At 72.0% G+C, this 15,150-nt stretch carries 18 protein-coding genes; 5 read left to right on the forward strand and 13 right to left on the reverse strand.

The window, feature by feature from the left end; all coding sequences use genetic code 11:
• The 9 genes from ABEB00_RS25355 to ABEB00_RS25390 form a co-directional block, all read right to left on the reverse strand.
• Positions 1 to 327: phosphoadenosine phosphosulfate reductase domain-containing protein (locus ABEB00_RS25355; RefSeq protein ID WP_345622508.1), on the reverse strand; the 327-nt coding region annotated here is incomplete at its 3' end.
• Entirely contained in the window at positions 324 to 860 is a 537-nt protein-coding gene (gene cysC / locus ABEB00_RS25360) for an adenylyl-sulfate kinase (RefSeq protein ID WP_345622509.1), read from the reverse strand. The genes cysC and ABEB00_RS25355, both read right to left, overlap by 4 nt.
• A gap of 98 nt (positions 861 to 958) precedes the next feature.
• Positions 959 to 1,669, reverse strand: coding sequence for a phosphoadenylyl-sulfate reductase (locus tag ABEB00_RS25365; protein WP_345622510.1), 711 nt, complete (start codon positions 1,667 to 1,669; stop codon positions 959 to 961).
• Positions 1,666 to 1,845: a hypothetical protein gene (locus ABEB00_RS25370; protein ID WP_345622511.1), complete on the reverse strand. Its 180-nt coding sequence runs from the start codon at positions 1,843 to 1,845 to the stop codon at positions 1,666 to 1,668. Before ABEB00_RS25370 ends, ABEB00_RS25365 begins: the two co-directional genes overlap by 4 nt.
• A complete protein-coding gene (locus tag ABEB00_RS25375; protein WP_345622512.1) occupies positions 1,842 to 3,539 on the reverse strand; it encodes a nitrite/sulfite reductase in 1,698 nt (565 codons plus the stop codon). Before ABEB00_RS25375 ends, ABEB00_RS25370 begins: the two co-directional genes overlap by 4 nt.
• Before the next feature lie 151 nt (positions 3,540 to 3,690).
• Complete coding sequence (locus ABEB00_RS36125; RefSeq protein ID WP_351391960.1) at positions 3,691 to 3,774, reverse strand: putative leader peptide; 84 nt, start codon at positions 3,772 to 3,774, stop codon at positions 3,691 to 3,693.
• A 149-nt stretch (positions 3,775 to 3,923) separates the two neighbouring features.
• On the reverse strand, positions 3,924 to 4,496 hold the full coding sequence (locus tag ABEB00_RS25380; RefSeq protein ID WP_345622513.1) for a GNAT family N-acetyltransferase: 573 nt from the start codon (positions 4,494 to 4,496) through the stop codon (positions 3,924 to 3,926).
• A gap of 163 nt (positions 4,497 to 4,659) precedes the next feature.
• Entirely contained in the window at positions 4,660 to 6,048 is a 1,389-nt protein-coding gene (locus ABEB00_RS25385) for a hypothetical protein (RefSeq protein WP_345622514.1), read from the reverse strand.
• Positions 6,049 to 6,360: 312 nt separating this feature from the next.
• Positions 6,361 to 7,995 carry an acyl-CoA dehydrogenase family protein gene (locus ABEB00_RS25390; protein ID WP_345622515.1) on the reverse strand — a complete coding sequence of 545 codons (1,635 nt, stop codon included), beginning with the start codon at positions 7,993 to 7,995 and terminating at the stop codon, positions 6,361 to 6,363.
• Positions 7,996 to 8,141: 146 nt separating this feature from the next.
• Between ABEB00_RS25390 and ABEB00_RS25395 the strand changes: the two genes are divergently transcribed.
• Together ABEB00_RS25395 and ABEB00_RS25400 are read left to right on the forward strand one after the other, a co-directional pair.
• Positions 8,142 to 9,287, forward strand: coding sequence for a YihY/virulence factor BrkB family protein (locus tag ABEB00_RS25395; RefSeq protein WP_345622516.1), 1,146 nt, complete (start codon positions 8,142 to 8,144; stop codon positions 9,285 to 9,287).
• Positions 9,288 to 9,342: 55 nt separating this feature from the next.
• A complete protein-coding gene (locus ABEB00_RS25400; protein WP_345622518.1) occupies positions 9,343 to 10,032 on the forward strand; it encodes a helix-turn-helix transcriptional regulator in 690 nt (229 codons plus the stop codon).
• Here ABEB00_RS25400 and ABEB00_RS25405 read toward each other — a convergent pair.
• Positions 10,009 to 10,416, reverse strand: a complete 408-nt coding sequence (locus tag ABEB00_RS25405; RefSeq protein ID WP_345622519.1) for a VOC family protein — start codon at positions 10,414 to 10,416, stop codon at positions 10,009 to 10,011. The genes ABEB00_RS25400 and ABEB00_RS25405 overlap by 24 nt on opposite strands.
• Before the next feature lie 184 nt (positions 10,417 to 10,600).
• Between ABEB00_RS25405 and ABEB00_RS25410 the strand changes: the two genes are divergently transcribed.
• Together ABEB00_RS25410 and ABEB00_RS25415 are read left to right on the forward strand one after the other, a co-directional pair.
• A complete protein-coding gene (locus tag ABEB00_RS25410) occupies positions 10,601 to 11,257 on the forward strand; it encodes a DUF4232 domain-containing protein (RefSeq protein WP_345622521.1) in 657 nt (218 codons plus the stop codon).
• Positions 11,258 to 11,301: 44 nt separating this feature from the next.
• Positions 11,302 to 11,688, forward strand: a complete 387-nt coding sequence (locus ABEB00_RS25415; RefSeq protein WP_345622522.1) for an antibiotic biosynthesis monooxygenase family protein — start codon at positions 11,302 to 11,304, stop codon at positions 11,686 to 11,688.
• Here the strand turns inward: ABEB00_RS25415 and ABEB00_RS25420 are convergent.
• Positions 11,669 to 11,857: a DUF397 domain-containing protein gene (locus ABEB00_RS25420; protein WP_345622523.1), complete on the reverse strand. Its 189-nt coding sequence runs from the start codon at positions 11,855 to 11,857 to the stop codon at positions 11,669 to 11,671. The two genes, ABEB00_RS25415 and ABEB00_RS25420, sit on opposite strands and share 20 nt — an antisense overlap.
• Positions 11,854 to 12,672, reverse strand: coding sequence for a helix-turn-helix domain-containing protein (locus ABEB00_RS25425; RefSeq protein WP_345622525.1), 819 nt, complete (start codon positions 12,670 to 12,672; stop codon positions 11,854 to 11,856). Before ABEB00_RS25425 ends, ABEB00_RS25420 begins: the two co-directional genes overlap by 4 nt.
• An 84-nt stretch (positions 12,673 to 12,756) precedes the next feature.
• Here ABEB00_RS25425 and ABEB00_RS25430 point away from each other — a divergent pair, with 84 nt between their 5' ends.
• Entirely contained in the window at positions 12,757 to 13,185 is a 429-nt protein-coding gene (locus tag ABEB00_RS25430) for an ATP-binding protein (RefSeq protein ID WP_345622527.1), read from the forward strand.
• A 245-nt stretch (positions 13,186 to 13,430) separates the two neighbouring features.
• Here ABEB00_RS25430 and ABEB00_RS25435 read toward each other — a convergent pair whose 3' ends face one another.
• Positions 13,431 to 14,981, reverse strand: a complete 1,551-nt coding sequence (locus ABEB00_RS25435; protein ID WP_345622529.1) for a PLL family lectin — start codon at positions 14,979 to 14,981, stop codon at positions 13,431 to 13,433.
• Positions 14,982 to 15,150 lie beyond the last annotated feature (169 nt).

Genomic DNA, 15,150 nt, shown 5'->3' on the forward strand with positions numbered 1-15,150 from the left:
GTCGATGTAGTCCTGGACGGAGGCGATGTGCAGGCGCAGCCCGTGTCGGGCGACGGTGCGGTCGCGGTACTCCAGTACCTCGGGGAAGTTGTGTCCGGTGTCGACGTGCAGGAGGGAGAAGGGGACGGGTGCGGGGGTGAACGCCTTCAGCGCCAGGTGAAGCATGACGATGGAGTCCTTGCCGCCGGAGAAGAGGATCACCGGTCGTTCGAACTCGCCCGCCACCTCGCGGAAGATGTGCACCGCCTCCGACTCCAGGGCGTCCAGATGAGAGAGGGCGTACGGGCCGGCCGTACCCTCCCGCGCCGCGGCGACGGTCGTCTTCATGCCAGTCCCCTTTCGCTGAGCAGGGCGAAGACCGCGGCGGCGGACTCCTGGACGGTCTGGTGCTGCGACTCGATCCGCAGATCGGGCGCCTCGGGCGCCTCGTACGGATCGTCGACCCCGGTGAGCCCGGTCAGCTCACCCGCGGCCTGCTTGGCGTAGAGCCCCTTCACGTCCCGCTCGCCGCACACCTCCACCGGGGTCGCCACATGCACCTCCAGGTAGGCCGTGCCGCTCTTCTGGTGGTGCTCGCGCACCGCGTCCCGGCTGTCCGCGTAGGGGGCGATCACCGGGACCAGCGCGAGGACGCCGTTACGGGCGAGCAGTTCGGCGACGAAGCCGATGCGCCGCACATTGGTGTGCCGGTCCTCGCGGCTGAAGCCGAGGCCCGCCGAGAGGAACTCGCGGATCTCGTCGCCGTCGAGCACCTCGACGCGGTGGCCCGCCGCGCGCAGCCCGCCGGCCAGCTCATGGGCGATGGTGGTCTTGCCGGCGCTCGGCAGTCCGGTGAGCCAGACGGTGGCTCCGCTCGTCACGTCGTTCTCCTGAATCCGCGGGTGGATCTGCGGGTGGGTACGCGGGCGGTTCCGCGCGTGGAGACGCGGCTCCGCCCGCGGGGTACGGGTGGGGCCGGTCATCCGTGCAGCCCGCACTCGGTCTTGTTCCGGCCCGCCCAGCGGCCGGCGCGGGCGTCCTCACCCTCCAGCACCCGACGGGTGCAGGGGGCGCAGCCGACCGACGGGTAGCCGTCCATCAGCAGCGGGTTGGTGAGTACGCCGTGCTCGGCGACGTAGCGCTCCACGTCGTCCTGGGTCCAGCGGGCTATCGGGGAGACCTTGACCTTTTGCCGCTTCTCGTCCCAGCCGACCACCGGGGTATGGGCCCGGGTCGGGGACTCGTCGCGGCGCAGCCCGGTCGCCCAGGCCGTGTACGAGGCCAGCCCGTCCTCCAGCGGCTTGACCTTGCGCAGCGCGCAGCACAGGTCGGGGTCGCGCGCGTAGAGCTTCGGGCCGTACTCGGCGTCCTGCTCGGCGACCGTCTGGCGGGGCGTCAGGGTGAGGACATTGACGTCCATCACGGCCTCGACGGCGTCCCGGGTGCCGATGGTCTCCTCGAAGTGGTAGCCGGTGTCGAGGAACACCACGTCGACGCCGGGCATCGCCCGCGAGGCGAGATGGGCGACGACCGCGTCCTCCATCGAGGAGGTCACGCAGAAGCGCTCGCCGAACGTCTCGGTGGCCCACTTCAGGATCTCCGCCGCGGTGGCGTCCTCCAGCTCGCGGCCCGCCCGCTCGGCGAGCGCCTTGAGATCCTCGGTCGTGCGCTCTTCCTGGATCGCCGTCATATCGCGTCCCCTCCCGTGGGGTCGGGCCGAAGGCCCCGGGCGAGCAGCCCGAGGAACTTCAACTGGAATGCGCGATTGCACGCCGCGCACTCCCAGGCGCCGTGGCCCTGCTCGTGCGGACGCAGGTCCTCGTCACCGCAGTAGGGGCAGTAGAAGGGTGCGGCACGCTCACTCACGACAGTGCCTCCTCGGAAGCGCGGGACGCCCAGGTCGCGAAGCGCTCGCCCTCCTCGCGTTCGGCCTGGTAGCGCCTGAGGACGCGCTCGATGTAGTCGGGGAGCGCGTCGGAGGTCACCTTCAGGCCGCGCACCTTGCGGCCGAAGCCGGCCTCCAGGCCCAGCGCGCCGCCCAGGTGCACCTGGTAGCCCTCGACCTGCTCGCCCCGGTCGTCCGTCATCAACTGGCCCTTGAGGCCGAAGTCCGCGACCTGGATGCGGGCGCAGGCGTTCGGGCAGCCGTTGAGGTTGATGGTGAGCGGTTCGTCGAAGTCCGGCAGCCGCCGCTCCAGCTCGTCGATGAGCGCGGAACCGCGCGCCTTGGTCTCGACGATGGCCAGCTTGCAGAACTCGATGCCGGTGCAGGCCATGGTGCCGCGCCGGAAGGTGGACGGCGTGGCGGTGAGGTCCAGCGCCGCCAGCGACTCGACCAGCGAGTCGACCCGGCCCTCCTCGACGTCGAGAATGATCATCTTCTGCTCGACGGTGGTACGGACCCGGCTCGAACCGTGCTCCTGGGCCAGGTCCGCGATCTTCGTCAGCACGGTGCCGTCGACCCGGCCGACCCGGGGGGCGAAACCGACGTAGAAGCGGCCGTCCTTCTGCCGGTGCACGCCGACGTGGTCGCGCCAGCGGGACACCGGCTCGTCCGGCGCGGGGCCGTCGGTCAGCTTCCGCCCGAGGTAGTCGTCCTCCAGGATCTGGCGGAACTTCTCCGGCCCCCAGTCGGCGACCAGGAACTTCAGGCGCGCACGGGTGCGCAGCCGCCGGTAGCCGTGGTCCCGGAAGATCGAGATGACGCCCTCGTAGACGTCCGGCACCTCGTCCATCGAGACCCAGGCGCCCAGCCGCACACCCAGCTTGGGGTTGGTGGACAGGCCGCCGCCGACCCAGACGTCGAAACCCGGCCCGTGCTCGGGGTGGCGGACGCCGACGAACGCCACGTCGTTGATCTCGTGGACCACGTCCAGCACCGGAGAACCCGAGATCGCGGTCTTGAACTTGCGCGGCAGGTTCGAGTACGCCGGGTTGTTCAGGACGCGGCGCTTCATCTCCTCCAGGGCCGGCGTGGCGTCGATGATCTCGTCCTCGGCGATGCCCGCGACCGGGGAGCCGATCATCACGCGGGGCGTGTCACCGCAGGCGGTGACCGTGGAGAGGCCGACGGCCTCCAGCCGCTGCCAGATCGCCGGCACGTCCTCGATCCGGATCCAGTGGTACTGGACGTTCTGCCGGTCGGTGATGTCGGCGGTGCCGCGCGCGAACTCCTGGGAGACCTCACCGATGACGCGGAGCTGCTCGGTGGTCAGTTGGCCGCCGTCGACGCGGACCCGGAGCATGAAGTACTCGTCGTCCAGCTCCTCCGGCTCCAGCACCGCGGTCTTGCCGCCGTCGATGCCGGGCCTGCGCTGGGTGTACAGCCCCCACCAGCGCATCCGGCCGCGCAGGTCGTTGGGGTCGATCGAGTCGAAGCCCCGCTTGGAGTAGATCGTCTCAATGCGTGTCCGTACGTTGAGACCGTCGTCGTCCTTCTTGAACTGCTCGTTGCCGTTGAGCGGGGTGAAGTGACCCGCGGCCCACTGACCCTCGCCGCGGTGACGGCTCACCTTGCGGCGGGGAGTCGCGGCAGACGGGTTCTGCGGGGTGGCGGCCATGGTTGACACGTCCTTCAAGACAGGCGGGAATGCGGCTCTGACCTGCGCGTGCGGGCGCACGGGCAGACGTGCGCGCCGTTGCGCACGCGAGAGGGTGAAGGGAGATTCCGGTGGGGCCGGGCCCGTGGCCGCGAGGCCGTCGACGGGCGCGTCAGCGGACCGGACAGATGGCGCTGGACATGCGGCCGAGGTCGACGTGGCGCCGACTCACCAAGGCAATTCCAGTTCCAGGCATGACGGAAGCCTGGCACGGAGATCTGGACACAGTCCAGCTTCTTCCATCATGCGGACACTAGTGTCTCGTAGAGCGAGACACGCGTGTCGGCGGTCACATGAAGGGGCCAGGACCCGGTCGGAACCGGGTGAGGGCCGGGCGGGACCGGGTCAGGCCGGGAAGGCGCCGGGCCAGGGCCCCGGCGTCGTCACCTCCGCCTCCTCCGCGACCTTGGTGTCGAACAGCCGGAAGCCCCGGCGCTGGTAGTTGGCCCGCGCGTGCTCCCCGTCCTTGCTGCAGGTGTGCAGCCACACCCGCTTGGTCGGGGGCAGGTGCGGCCACCGCTCGGCGAGGTCCCAGGCGCGGGCGGTGCCGTACGACAGCAGGTGCCCGCCGATGCGGCGGCCCCGGAAGGCCGGGAGCAGCCCGAAGTACTCGATCTCCACCACCCCGTCGTCCCCGGCGCCCAGCTCCACGTACCCGGCGGGCGTGCCGCTGTCGTACGCGACCCACGTCTCCACCCCGGGCCGCGCCAGATACTCCTGCCAGCGGCTGTACGGCCAGGTGAGCCGGTCGGTCCAGCGGATGTCGCCGCCGACAGAGGCGTACAGGAAGCGGCTGAACTCGGGGGAGGGCACCTCGGAGCGGACGATCCGGACGTCCCCCTCCGGGGCCTCGGCAGGCAGCAGGTCGGTCGGCGCCGTCTGCTCCAGGGACCAGGTGGTCACGGGGATGGTGGTCATGGCGGACAGCCAATCATCCGCCCCTGGAGCCTGTCGATCGGCCCCGGACGGCTGACGTCCGGCCGCGGGGACGGCTGCCGGTCGGCCCCGGGGGCGCCTGCCGGTCGGCTGCGGGGGGTGCCGGTCGGCCGTGTGCGGCGGGTCGGCTCGTCGTCCTCGGCGGTCAGCCGAGACTGTCGTCGACCGAGGTGAGCGGGGTCGCGAAGAGGGTGCGGCCGGTCTGGGACCAGACCTCGCCGGTCGCCGGCCAGTACGACAGCGAACCGGCCTGGCCGCTCCAGCAGTGGTGCGAACGGTCGGCGCCGCACTCGGTGGCCCGGGCCCCGTCCGTCTCCTGCCGCCACAGCGTCCCGCGTTCGTCCGGGGCGGCGACCGTGCCGCTCAGGTACCAGTCGGGCCGGACCGCCCCCGCCGGGCGGTACGACAGCACGCCGCGCACGCCCTTGGCGCGGGTCTCGTACGCCTCCTGCGCCTCGACCCGCCCCGTGCCGTCGGTGGCGACCAGTCCGGTGCGGTCCGGGTCGGTGCTGAACGCGTAGCGCCACAGCCGGGTGGACCGGTCCTCGTCGGCGGGCACCGACTCGCTCGCGACCAGACTGTCCGGTGCCGTCTGCCGGTCCAGGGAGAGCGCCTCGGGCCGGGCGGCGCCGGGCGTGTCGGGCAGCTCGTAGGTGGCGACGGCGGGCAGCACGAACGGGTGCCCGTGGGCCGACCAGCCGCCGGGCACCCGGCCCACGGCGTCGCCGTCGTCGGTGGTGCGCTGGATGCGGTCGAGATCGTAGACGTAGAGCGCGTTGCGGTCCCCGGCGGCGGTGGTGACCAGCACCTTGTCCTGGTACCAGACCATGCCGGAGACCGGGGAGGACAGCGCCCGGTAGTCGCGCCCGCCGTCGACCGGCACGGCGAGCAGCGCGGAGCTGTAGGGGAGGGGGCCGTCGTCCGGAGCGGAGGCGGAGGCGGAGGTGGCGGTGGACCCGAGGCCCGTACCGGCGGCGGAGCGCTGGGCGGAGCCCGCCTCGGAGCCCGCGTTCACGAAAGAGATCCGGGCCAGGCCGCGCCCCGCGCCCTCGTCCTCGCTCGACCAGGCGGAGAGGATCACGCGGTCGGCGCCCCAGTGGCCGTCGTCGTCCGCGTCGCCGGAGGTGGTGACCGCGCCGGGGGACCAGCCCCGGGTGTCGGACTCGCTCCAGCAGTAGGAGCGGGTGGCTGCGGGGGCCACCGGCAGCGCCTCCCGCTCCTCGTCGGCGCAGTCGGCCGAGGTGCGCAGGCTGCGGTCGGCGGAGTCGAGGACCGCGCCCACGTCCACCGGGTCGCCCATCGAGGCGGCGAGCCGGCGCAGCCAGCGGCCGGGGACCCGGTGTTCGGTCAGCCGCAGCCGCTCGGTCTCGGCGGACGCGGTGAGCGGCTTCAGGCCGCCGTGATCGTCACCGACCTCCGCCTGGGAGACGCTGATCATCGTGGCCGCGGCCGTCAGGGCCAGGGCCGCCCCGGTCAGAGTGGCGCGCAGCGCCCTGCCCCGTCCGCGTCGGCGGTGTCTGCCGCGATGCTTCATAGAACCTCCACAGGCGCCGGGTCAACTGTGTCGGGTGGTCCGTACGTTGACCGACAGACAGGTGAAGCGGGCTGAAGAGGGACTCTACGGCAGGGGGAGGGGGTCATGGACGTAGGTCTCGCAAAGAAGCGGAAGAAACCGTCTTCACCCGGCCGCCACCCGCTATCCTCACCCGCCCCCTCCTCACCCGCCACCGCCGCCACCACGACTCGGCATCCGGACGACCGCAGTCGGGGAACCGCCGTACCCGCCGTACCCGCCGTACCCGCCGTTCGGGAACCGTCGTACCCGCGTACCCGCCGTACCCGCCGTTCAGGAAACCGGCCGGGCCCGCTCCACCACCGACGCCAGGTCCAGCGTGGGCGGCAGCGTGCCGAAGGCCGCGCCACCGTCCCCGCCCAGCCGCGAGGCGCAGAACGCGTCGGCGACCTCCGGCGGCGCGAACCGGACCAGCAGCGCACCCTGGAGCACCAGCGCCAGCCGCTCCACCAGTCTGCGCGCCCGTCCCTCCGCGTCCGCCAGGTCGGCCAGTTCGGTCAGCAGGCCCCTGATCGCCCGGTCCAGCCGGTGATCGGCGCCGCGCGCCGCGCCCACCTCGGTCAGATACGCGTCCAGCGCGGCCGGCTCCCGCCGGAGCGCCCGCAGCACGTCCAGCGCCTGTACGTTGCCGGCGCCCTCCCAGACCGAGTTCAGCGGCGACTCGCGCACCAGCCTGGGCAGCCCGGACTCCTCGACGTACCCGTTGCCGCCCAGGCACTCGGCCGCCTCCACCGCCAGCGGGGCGCAGCGCTTGGTCACCCAGTACTTGGCCGCCGGCACCGCGAGCCGCAGCAGCGCGCGGTCCCGCTCGCCGCCGTCGTCGTACGCCGCCGCGAGCCGCAGCGCGAGGGTGGTCGCCGCCTCCGACTCGATCGCGAGGTCGGCCAGGACGTTGCGCATCAACGGCTTGTCGACGAGTTTCCCGCCGAACGCCTCCCGGTGGGAGCAGTGGTGCACGGCCTGCGCGACAGCCTGGCGCATCAGCCCCGCCGAGCCCAGCACGCAGTCCAGCCGGGTCGCCGCGACCATGCCGATGATCGTGCGCACCCCGTGGCCCTCCTCGCCCACCCGGCGTGCCCAGGTCCCGGCGAACTCGACCTCGGCGGAGGCGTTGGACCGGTTGCCCAGTTTGTCCTTCAGCCGCTGGATCAGGAACACGTTGCGGGTGCCGTCCGCCAGCACCCTCGGCACGAGGAAGCAGGTCAGCCCGCCCGGCGCCTGGGCGAGGACCAGGAAGCCGTCGGACATCGGCGCCGAGCAGAACCACTTGTGCCCGGTCAGCTCAAAGGTGCCGGCCTCGGCCAGCGGCCGGGCCTCGGTGGTGTTGGCCCGTACGTCGCTGCCGCCCTGCTTCTCCGTCATGCCCATCCCGAACAGGACGCCGGCCTTCAGGTGCGCGGGCCGCAGTTCGCGGTCGTAGCTCAGCGAGGTCAGCCGGGGCTCCCATTCGGCGGCGAGCGCCGGGTCGGTCCGCAGGGCGGGTACCGCCGCGTGGGTCATCGACAGCGGGCAGGTGTTCCCCGCGTCGACCTGCGTCCACATCAGGAAGGCGGCGGCCCGCCGCACATGCCCGCCGGGCCGGTTCCAGGCGGCGGTCAGCCCGGCCGCGACGCCCTTGCCGAGCAGCCGGTGCCAGGCCGGGTCGAAGCGGACCTCGTCGAGGCGGTGACCGTAGCGGTCGTGGGTGTGCAGCACCGGCGGGGCGGCGTTCGCCCGCGCGCCCCACTCCAGCACCTGCGCCGATCCGCAACTGAGGCCGAGCCCCGACAGTTCCGCCCGCGCCTCCCCGGCCGGCTCCGGCGGCAGATGCCGGGCGACCGCCTCGGTCAGGGCCCGGTCGGCGGTGAAGACGTCGTACCCGACGAGCGGAGGCGCCTGGTTCGTCACGGTGTGGGTGCTGCCTGCCATGACGTGAACCTACCGCGCCGGGGCGCCGCCGGAGCGCCGGGCGGGGCGCCACCGGGGCACCGGGCGGGGCGCCGCCGGGGCACCGGTGTCGCACGAGGTGCCGTCCGCGGGTGAGTGGGACCCGTCACGCCGGATACCTTTAGGTCGTGCAGCCAGCAAGTGAACCCGTCGAGCGGCCCGCCGGCCGGCTCCACCGGGCCCGTGCCCTCTACCGGAACGTCTCCAAGCGCAGGACGGCCTGGCTGCTGCTCAAGGACACCGTCAACTCCTGCATGGAGTACCGCATCCTGGGCCTGGCGGCCGAGGCCGCGTTCTTCACGCTGCTGTCGGTGCCGCCGCTGCTGCTGAGCGTCCTCGGACTGATCGGCTACGTCGACCTGTGGATCGGCGCCGACACCACCGACAGCCTGCGCGTCAATCTCCTGGACGCCTCCCGCGCGGTGCTCTCCGAGCGGGGCGTCAAGGAGATCACCGAGCCGATCCTCGACGACGTGATGAAGGGCGGCCGGCCCGACGTCATCTCGATCGGCTTCCTGTTCGCCCTCTGGTCGGGCTCACGCGCGGTGAACGTCTTCATCGACACCATCACCGTGATGTACGGCCTCGACGGCGCCCGGGGCATCGTCAAGACCCGGCTGCTCTCCTTCGGCCTGTTCCTGGTGGCCCTGCTGATCGGCTCGGTCGCGCTGCCGCTGATGGTGGCGGGACCGGACGCGGTGGTGCGGATCGTGCCCTGGTCGACGACGGTCGTCCAGGTGCTGTACTGGCCGGTCGTCATCGTCCTGTCCATCGCGTTCCTGACCACGCTCTACCACGTGTCGGTGCCGGTGCGCTCCCCGTGGATCGAGGACGTGCCGGGCGCGCTGGTCGCCCTCGCCATGTGGGTCCTCGGCAGCTTCCTGCTCCGCATCTACCTCACCAGCACGGTCGAGGGCCCCACCATCTACGGTTCGCTGGCCGCGCCCGTCGCGGTGCTGCTGTGGATCGGGGTGTCCGCGTTCGCGGTGCTGGTCGGGGCCGCGGTCAACGCGGCCATCGACCGGGTCTGGCCGGCCGCCGCGACCGCCGCGGCCCGCGAGGCCAACGAGCGCATCCGCCAGGCCCAGGTCGCCGAGTACGTCGCCCGCACCGCCGCCGGGATCGGCGACACCGACCCCGACATGCCCTCCGAGTTCCCCGAACGCTGGTCCCGCTTCCTGCCCCCGGAGGACGTCGGCTCCCGGCTCCGCACCCCCGCCAAGACCCCGCCGCGCCACGGCCACCACGACAACGGCGCCGGTGAGGGCAGGTGAGGGTCCAGGTGAGGGTCCGCGGTCGGCGAAGCCCCGACGGCGTACCCTCGCCCCCGTGTACGCGGAACGGGCCTCCCGGCTGACCGGCGCGGTGGTGTGGACCCACACCCCCGGACCGTCCGGCGCGGGGCGGGTCCTGCCGGACGGCTGCATGGACCTGCTCTGGCACGAGGGGCGGCTGCTGGTCGCGGGACCCGACACCCGGGCCCAGGCCGGGGGCGGCCCCGGCCCGTGGGCGGGCATCCGCTTCTTCCCCGGCACCGCCCCCGCCCTCCTGGGCGTCCCCGCGCACGAACTGCGCGACCGGCGGGTCGGCCTCAGCGACCTCTGGCCGGCCTCCGAGGCACGGCGGCTCACCGCCCGGGTGGCGGCGGCGGCCGACCCGGCGCGCGCACTGGAGGAGGCGGCGCTCTCCCGCGCGGCGGACGCGGGCCCGCCCGACCCGCTGCCGGGCCGGATCGTCGCCGCCCTGGCGGCGGGCCGTCCCGTCGCGCACACCGCCGACACCCTCGGCGTCGGCGCCCGCCTCCTGCACCGCCGTTCGCTCGCGGCTTTCGGCTACGGTCCGAAGACCCTGGCCCGGGTACTGCGGCTGCAGCGCGCCCTCACGCTGGCCCGGGGCGGCGTGCCCCTCGCGGAGACGGCCGTCCGGGCCGGGTTCGCCGACCAGGCGCACCTGAGCCGGGACGTGCGCGAGCTGACGGGGGTGCCGCCGACGCTGCTACTGGGCGGCGGCACCCGGTAGCGCGGCGAACAGGTCCACCCCGTTGCCGTCCGGGTCGTGCACGATGGCGTACCGCTGGCCCCAGAAGGCGTCCCACGGCTTCAGCTCGCCGTGGCACCCGGCGCCGGTCAGCTCCCCGTAGAGCGCGTCCACCTCCTCGGGGGTGTCGCAGCACAGGGCGAGGGAGGCCCGGCCGGCCCCGGACGGCGGGCGCCACCCGGGGAGGAAGGAGCGGACGGTCTCCTCGGTGTCGAGCAGCAGCCGGATGCCGCCGGGCAGCCCGGCCTCGGCGTGCGGAGCCTCCTCGGAGCCCTCCGGGAAGGGAAAACCGAGGCGGCGGTAGAAGGTCACGGAGGCGGCCATGTCGGAGACGACCAGGCCGATGGCGTCGAAGCGTGCGGTCATGGGGCAACCGTAGGCAGCGCCCGCCCGGCGGGTCTTGAAGAAAACGGACGGACAACATTTTCATGTAACAGGCATGTAAGAGTGCCGGGAGCGTTGCAACGCCCGGAACGCGGGCAGCAGTCCTGGTGATCGCAAGGCTCGCACCGAACCACGCGTGAGCCGGCACCGAGCCGAGGAGCAGCACATGCGCGTCAAGAACCTTTCCCTGATCGCGGTCGCCGTCGCCGCCGGCCTCTCGCTCACCGCCTGCCAGAGCGACGACACGGCGGCGAGCGCTTCTGCGGCGCCGTCCCAGCAAACCGGCCCGGCCGCGCAGGGTGGGAACTCCGCCGACGGCGACAGCGCGACCGGCGGCACGGGCACGGAGGCCACCGGTACGGGCTCAGGCTCAGGCGCGAACGCGACGACCACCGGAGCCGACGACACCGACGACGCCGAGGCCGCCGGGTCCGACGCCTGCACGACCTCCCAGCTCGCCATGCGCAGCGCCCACGGCATGGGCGAGGGCGACATCCTGGTCCACCTTGAGAACACCGGCTCCGCCGCGTGCGACCTCAAGGGTTTCCCCGGCGTCGACCTCAAGAGCAAGGACGGCTCCCTGAGCGCCGACCGCACCGACCTCGCCGCGCCGCTGGTCACCGTCGCGCCCGGCGAGGAGACCCGGTTCACCCTGCACTACACGCCGAACACCTCCGGCGGCAGCGGCGTGACCTTCACCAGCCTCGTCGTCACCCCGCCCAACGAGACGCACGCCAAGACCCTGCCCGTCAGCATCAACCTCGCCGCCTCCGACTCGTCGGCCGGCACCGTCCGCGTCGACCCGGTCGGCACCGGCAAGTAGCTGGACTAGGGCCCGTTCGTCCGCGCGGAGTCTACGGTGGCGCCATGAGTGACCACTCGGAAGTTCCCGTCGCGCCCGTCGCGGCCTTCGAACCCCCCTACTACGTCGCTGTCTTCACAACGGTGCGATCCGAGCACCAGAGCGGCTACAGCGAGACCAGCGCACGTATGGAAGATCTGGTGAAGGACGTCCCCGGGTTCCTGGGGATGGACCACGCGCAGACTCCCGGCGGCCTGGGCATCACCGTCGGGTACTTCCGCGACGCCGACGCCCTCACCCGGTGGCGGACCGACGCCGAGCACCGCGCGGCGCAGCAGCGCGGCCGGGCCGAGTGGTACCAGAGCTACACGTTGCACGTGGCGAAGGTGGAACGGAGCCACAGCTTCGTACGAGCGGAGGACCCGCCTACGGTCAGGCTCCCGGCCGGGTGACCGTCAAGAACGCGGTCCAGGCGGGCGGGGTGACGGTGAGGTGGGGGGTGGTGGGTGTCTTGGAGTCGCGGATGTGCAGGGCGGCGGGGGTGCGGGCGACTTCAAGGCACTGGCCGCCCTCGCTGCCGCTGTAACTCGACTTGAACCACTCAAGTGCGGTGCCGCTCATCGCTCTCCTAGCAGACGGTCCAACAGGTCCCTCGTGTCTTCGGTGTTGAGAGCCTGCGTCCGCAGCATCGCATATTTCTGGGTCAGGATCCCCACCCCGTCGGGATCAGCGATGAGGTGGCTGCCGCGCTGGGTTTCCATGTATGCCAGGCGTTGGTGTTCCGGTGTTTCCAGCAGCACGAAGGGGCCATCGAGTCCCGCGTGCGAGGCACGGCCGAGAGGGAGGACCTGGAGGGTGACACCTGGCACGTCTGCATAGTCGCGCAGCTTCCGCACTTGTTCGACGTACACGGCTTTCCCACCGAGGCGGTCCCGCAGGACTGCTTCCCAGATGACGAAGCTCGTGGTCGGGGGCATCTTGCGATGCAGAATCTTCTGGCGTTCCATACGGGTGGCGACGAGTTGCTCGATCTCATCATCGTCGTAAACCGGCACCCTGCTGCGGAAGACCGCCCGCGCGTACGCCTCTGTCTGGAGCTGACCCGGTACCGCGAGACTGTCGTACACGGAGATGGCGATGGCCTCCCGCTCCCGATCCAAGTACTCCTCCGCCCACAGCGGGATGAGATCCACCTCCGGCATCTTGCTCACCGCGAGGGACAGCGCGCCCTTGGTCTTCAGGAGGTCGTCGAGCTTTTCGGCGAGGTCGGACTTGAGTGGGCGTCTGCCCTGCTCGATCGAGGCGATCTGCTGCTCGCTGATGCTGAAGACCTCGCCCAACGACCTCTGCGTGTATCCGGCGGCCTCGCGGTAGAGGGCGAGCAACGCGCCCACCATCTTCATCGCCGAGGCGTTTTTCCGATTCCTGGTGGCCATGCGGTCGAACTCCCCAGCCGTACGAACAGGATGTACGCGTGCGCGTACTGTCTCATCATGGGCACGGAGAGTGACCCTCGTCACGTGAACAACGAAACTCCACCCCCGTCCCCGCGCGAGCGGTTCCACCGCCGTGAACGCGGCTCCGTGCCGGCCGCGCGCGCGTTCGCGCGGGAGACGCTCGCCGACTGGGGCGTGCGCCACCGCGAGGACGATGTACTGCTGTGTGTCAGCGAGTTGACGACCAACGCCTTGCTGCACGGCGTACCGCCCGGCCGCGGCTTCCTGCTCCGCCTGCTGCCGTACGGCGACGGGGACGGCGTACGGACGGTACGGGTGGAGGTGCACGACAGCGGGGGCGGTGTGCCGGCGCTGAGGGAACCGGACGAGGGCGGCCGGGGCCTGCTGCTGGTGTCGGAGTTGGCGGACAAGTGGGGGGTGGGGGAGCGGAACCCCGGAAAGATCGTGTGGTGCGAGTTCGCCGTGGAGGCGTCCGAATGTGTGCCCGGCTGAGCCCGAGGACGCCACCGGTCACCTGGCTGAAGGACAGCTGCAGCCGACGAACCCCAGCAAGCGAGAAGTGGAGATCTCCCCCTCACCCGCGACGTCGCGATGGTCACGGACGGAAAGACCATGGACGGTTTCCCACTCATCCCCGACGTGGGACCCGGTGCGCTTCCCTGCGGAACGCCCTGCCCCTGAGCCTGGCTCAGAGACAGGGCGTCCGGTCCGGCCTCCCCCGTCGTCGCAGGCCGGGGTCAACGCACGGCGGCCTCCTGGGTGCGGTCGGCGAGGTCGCCTTCCATGTCGACCCAGTTGGTGTTCCAGCGGTGCCCGTGTTCGGGTCCGTGTTGCCAGGTGTGGGTCACTCGGTGGTCGGGGCCGCGGCCGAAGACGGACAGGGAGCCGTTGGGGTTGAGGACGACGGAGGGGTCATCGGAGATGCGGCCGCCCAGGGGTGCCCAGGCGGACCAGGGGCCGCCGGTGCCGGTCTGCCAGCGGTGGTGCAGGCCGCCGTCGCCGCTCCGGGCGAAGACGACCATCCCGCCGTCGCGCCCGACGAGTACGGTCGGCCGGCCCTCCACGCCGCCCTCCATGTCGACCCAACTGCCGTGCCACCCGTGTCCGTGTTCGGGTCCGTGCTGCCAGGTGTGGGTGAGGCGGCCGTGGGGGTCGCGGGCGAAGACGGACAACGCGTTGTTCGGGCTGAGGACCACGGACGGGTCGGAGGCGAGGGTGCCGCCCAGGGGTGTCCAGGCGGACCAGGGGCCGCCGGTGCCGGTCTGCCAGCGGTGGTGCAGTGCGTTGTCGTGGCCTCGGGTGAAGACGACCATGCCGCCGTTTCTTCCGACGAGTGTGGTGGGCCGGCCTTCGATGGTGCCTTCCATGTCGACCCAGGTGTCGTTCCAGCGGTGTCCGTGTTCGGGTCCGCGCTGCCAGGTGTGGGTGAGGCGGCCGTGGGGGTCGCGGGCGAAGACGGACAGGGAGCCGTTGGGGCTGAGGACGATGGAGGGGTCGGAGGTGAGGTGGCCGCCCAGGGAGACCCAGTCCGGAGCCCATGCTCCGGTTTCCGACTGCCAGGTGTGCCACAGGGTGCGGTCCGTGCCCCGGACGAAGACGGCGAGTTTGCCGTACCGGCCGACCAGGGCGAAGGGGCGTCCCACCGCCCCTGGTGCGGGCCGGCCCAGCGGTGTCCAGCCCGACCAGGCGCCGCCCGGTGTGTTCTGCCACCGGTGTGTCACCCCACCACCGGGCTCGACACCGAAGATCACCATTCCCCCGCCGGTGTCCACCACCGACGGCACCCCCACACTCACCCGGGGTCCGCTGACCGTCGACCCGGTCCACCATGTGGTTTCCTTGCGGGCTCCGGCCCAACTGAAGCTGAAGTGGACGTGGTCGGTATGGGGTGAACTGCCGGTGTAGGGGGTCCAGCCGCGATCCGCCCGGTAGGCCTCCCAGATACGCCGGTTCCAAATCATGTACATGATGCCGAAGCGGCGGGCCAGCGCATGCGGGTTGCCGTGGCGGTCCGTCGCCAGGAGCCAGTCCAGGAGGTCCGCGGCGAGGTGGCCCTGCCCGTTGACGTTGACGCCCCAGTCCAGGGCACGGCCCTCCTTGTGCTCGCTGACCCCCGGCGCCGTGCAGGCGCGGCTGATGCCGAGGCTGGTCGTGCCCGGGTAGGCCGCGAGCAGCAGGTCCCGGAAGCCGAGTACGCCGGGCTTGGCGGCGGGATCGCAGATGCGCTGCGGCTCGTAGGCGGCATACGGGTCGATGCCGGGCCCGAACTCCGGTGCGGTGGGGGGCATGTCTGCCTCTTTCTCTGCCAATGCCGGTCTGTCGGTCGTGGTGCGGGCGGAGGTCCGGGACCGGGTGTCACCCGTGTCACCTAGCCGTCACTCCTTGAGGGGGCGGACGGGCGTATCAGGACCTCGCACGAAGGGACTCGCCGTAGCGTCTCGGCTTCGGGGAGTGCCG

The organism is Streptomyces ziwulingensis, from assembly GCF_039542605.1.
GTDB classification, from domain to species: domain Bacteria; phylum Actinomycetota; class Actinomycetes; order Streptomycetales; family Streptomycetaceae; genus Streptomyces; species Streptomyces ziwulingensis.

Coding starts and splice junctions, on each gene's coding strand:
- ABEB00_RS25365 (WP_345622510.1), bottom strand. CDS start 1,669: ATGACGGCGATCCAGGAAGAGCGCACGACCGAGGATCTCAAGGCGCTC.
- ABEB00_RS25375 (WP_345622512.1), bottom strand. CDS start 3,539: ATGGCCGCCACCCCGCAGAACCCGTCTGCCGCGACTCCCCGCCGCAAG.
- ABEB00_RS36125 (WP_351391960.1), bottom strand. CDS start 3,774: ATGCCTGGAACTGGAATTGCCTTGGTGAGTCGGCGCCACGTCGACCTC.
- ABEB00_RS25380 (WP_345622513.1), bottom strand. CDS start 4,496: ATGACCACCATCCCCGTGACCACCTGGTCCCTGGAGCAGACGGCGCCG.
- ABEB00_RS25385 (WP_345622514.1), bottom strand. CDS start 6,048: ATGAAGCATCGCGGCAGACACCGCCGACGCGGACGGGGCAGGGCGCTG.
- ABEB00_RS25390 (WP_345622515.1), bottom strand. CDS start 7,995: ATGGCAGGCAGCACCCACACCGTGACGAACCAGGCGCCTCCGCTCGTC.
- ABEB00_RS25405 (WP_345622519.1), bottom strand. CDS start 10,416: ATGACCGCACGCTTCGACGCCATCGGCCTGGTCGTCTCCGACATGGCC.
- ABEB00_RS25410 (WP_345622521.1), top strand. CDS start 10,601: ATGCGCGTCAAGAACCTTTCCCTGATCGCGGTCGCCGTCGCCGCCGGC.
- ABEB00_RS25415 (WP_345622522.1), top strand. CDS start 11,302: ATGAGTGACCACTCGGAAGTTCCCGTCGCGCCCGTCGCGGCCTTCGAA.
- ABEB00_RS25420 (WP_345622523.1), bottom strand. CDS start 11,857: ATGAGCGGCACCGCACTTGAGTGGTTCAAGTCGAGTTACAGCGGCAGC.
- ABEB00_RS25425 (WP_345622525.1), bottom strand. CDS start 12,672: ATGGCCACCAGGAATCGGAAAAACGCCTCGGCGATGAAGATGGTGGGC.
- ABEB00_RS25435 (WP_345622529.1), bottom strand. CDS start 14,981: ATGCCCCCCACCGCACCGGAGTTCGGGCCCGGCATCGACCCGTATGCC.